At 64.7% G+C, this 2,649-nt stretch carries 2 protein-coding genes; both read right to left on the bottom strand.

Annotated elements, in window-relative coordinates:
- Positions 1–894, bottom strand: an 894-nt coding sequence (dnaN, locus tag WCE35_RS21265; protein ID WP_424595286.1) for a DNA polymerase III subunit beta, incomplete at its 3' end; no start/stop codon positions are given.
- A 223-nt stretch (positions 895–1,117) separates the two neighbouring features.
- A complete protein-coding gene (dnaA, locus tag WCE35_RS21260; RefSeq protein WP_424595285.1) occupies positions 1,118–2,539 on the bottom strand; it encodes a chromosomal replication initiator protein DnaA in 1,422 nt (473 codons plus the stop codon).
- Between the last annotated feature and the right edge of the window lie 110 nt (positions 2,540–2,649).

Raw genomic sequence — 2,649 nt, 5'->3', positions numbered from 1 at the left:
GAGCACCAGCTTGCCGGGGGACAGCGCGAGCTTCACCGCGCGGCCGCGTTCGCTCGAGATCGTCGAGACGCGGTCGACGGCGGCTTCGAAATCCTTCTTGTCGACGACGAGTTCCTTGTCGTTGTTCTGCGGAATGACGCGGCCGTAATCCGGAAAGGTGCCGTCGATCAGTTTCGAGGTCAGCACCACGTTGCCGAGGGTGAAGCGGATCTTGCCCTGCGACAGCTCGATCAGGACTTCCGCTTCATTGTCCTCGATCAGCCGCTGCACTTCGCCGACGGTCTTGCGCGGCACGATCACGCCGGGCATCCCGGCTGCGCCCTTCGGCAAGGGAAGATCGATCTGGGCGAGGCGATGGCCGTCGGTTGCAACCGCGCGCAACGTCGCGGCCTTGGCGCTGCCGGCCACGTGCAGATAGATGCCGTTGAGGTAATAGCGGGTTTCTTCCGTCGAGATCGCAAATTGCGTGCGGTCGATCAGGCGCTTGACGACGGCCGCGGCCAGCGTGAACGAATGCGTCATGTCGCCGGCGGCGAGATCCGGAAAATCGCTTTCGGGCAGCGTCTGCAGCGTGAAGCGCGAGCGGCCGGCGCGGATCGCCAGCACCGAACGGTCGCCGTCGGCCTCCAATACGATCTGCGCGCCGTCCGGCAGCTTGCGCACGATGTCGTAGAACATATGCGCCGGCACGGTGGTCGAGCCTCCGGTTGCGGTCTCCGCGGCCAGCGTCTCCGTCACCTCAAGGTCGAGGTCGGTGGCCTTCAGCGACAGCCTGGCATTTTCGGCGCGGATCAGCACATTGCCGAGGATCGGGATGGTGTTGCGGCGCTCGACCACGCGATGCACATGGCCCAGCGATTTCAGCAGTTGCGCGCGCTCGACGGTGACCTTCATTGCAATACCCGCCCGATCCCCAAAGATGGAAAAGCCGGGCGGCCCGAAAGGCGCGCCGCGGCATTTGAAACCCGAAAAGCCGGATCAGACAAGGATTCGACCAGACCTCCGGGGGGACCGCAAGGTGACGCGGATGCGCCTCAAGCGCAAGGGAGCGTGGCGCCGTTCCCCAAGTTTTGCGGGCCAATCCGCCGTCGTCCCGAACGCCGGGACGACGAAAGGTTCATTCCTGCAATTGGCGCTTCAGCGATTCGACCTCTTCGGACAGCGCGTTGTCCCTGGCAACCAGGGCCTCGATCTTGCGCACGGCGTGCAGCACTGTGGTATGGTCGCGGCCGCCGAACCGCCGGCCGATTTCCGGCAGTGAGCGCAGGGTCAGGGTTTTCGCCAGGTACATCGCGACCTGGCGCGGCCTAACCACATTCGCCGTGCGGCGAGAGGACAAAAGGTCCGAGCGGCTCACATTATACTGCCGGGCGACCACCCGTTGAATGTCCTCGATCTTGATCCGCTTCGGTTCCTGCGGACGGATCAGGTCGCGCACCTCGCGCTCGGCCATTTCCAGCGTCACCGGCTGGGCGTTGAGCTTGCTGTGGGCGAGCAGGCGGTTGATCGCGCCTTCGAGGTCGCGGCCATTATGGGTGATGGCCCGCGCCAGATAGTCCAGCACCGGCTCCGGCACCTCGAAGCTCGCGTGATGGGCGCGCGCCGCCGCAACGCGCGACTTCAGGATCCCGAGCCGCAGTTCCTCGCCGAGCGATCCCATCTCCACCACAAGGCCGCCGGCCAGCCGCGAGCGCACGCGGTCATCGAGGCTTTCGAGGTCTGACGGCGGGCGATCGGCGGCGATCACAACCTGGCGGCCGGCATCGATCAGGGCGTTCAGGGTGTGGCAGAACTCGGCCTGCGTCGATTTGCCCTGCAGGAACTGCAGGTCGTCGATCACCAGAACGTCGATGCCGCGCAGCGCTTCCTTGAAGGCGAGCGCCGTCTGCGTCTTCAGCGCCGCGACGAAGCCGTACATGAACTTCTCGGCGGTGAGATAAAGCACCTTGCGCTCGCTGCCGGAGTTGCCAGCCCAGGTCACCGCCTGCAACAGATGGGTCTTGCCGAGTCCGACGCCAGCGTGAATGTAGAGCGGGTTGAACATCACGGGATCGCCGCGTCGTCCCTCGGCCACCTGGCGCGCGGCGGCGTGGGCCAGCGTATTCGAGCGGCCGATCACGAAGCTTGCAAAGGTCAGGCGCGGATCGAGCGGCGAGCCGCCGAGCGCATCATGGCTGGCGGACACCGGAACGGTCGCGATCGCGCGCAACTCGGGCGCGGGCCGGCCATCGGCGCGGCGTTGATCGGCCGGCGCGGCCGCTTCCTTGATCGGCGTAGCGCATCGCATCGCCGTGCGCACGGTAAGGTCGATCCGGTGCACTTCCGGCATTTCGGCCTGCCAGCAGGTGAGAACGCGATCGGCATAATGCGCCTGGATCCAGCTCTTGAGGAACCGCGTCGGGACCGACAGGCGAACGCTTTCTTCCTGAACGCTCTCCAGATCCATTCGTGCAAACCAGCTCGTATAGACGTCCTCGCCTACGCTCGTTCGCAGCCGGCCCTTCACGCGTGACCACCGATCCTGTTCCGTATTTGCCATGGCCTTAATACTTTTCCCAGAGGGTAATGTTTGTTTGGCGAAATCGCTGCTCATTGTTTCCTGCCATTGCGTGACCTCAAGCGAGGTCTTCTGTTCCGAACATGAATCCC

Source organism: Bradyrhizobium sp. (genome assembly GCF_049691595.1).
In the GTDB taxonomy this organism is placed as follows: Bacteria; Pseudomonadota; Alphaproteobacteria; order Rhizobiales; family Xanthobacteraceae; genus Bradyrhizobium.
Note: the sequence above shows the minus strand (reverse complement) of the source record. Positions and strands in the feature narration are given on the sequence as shown.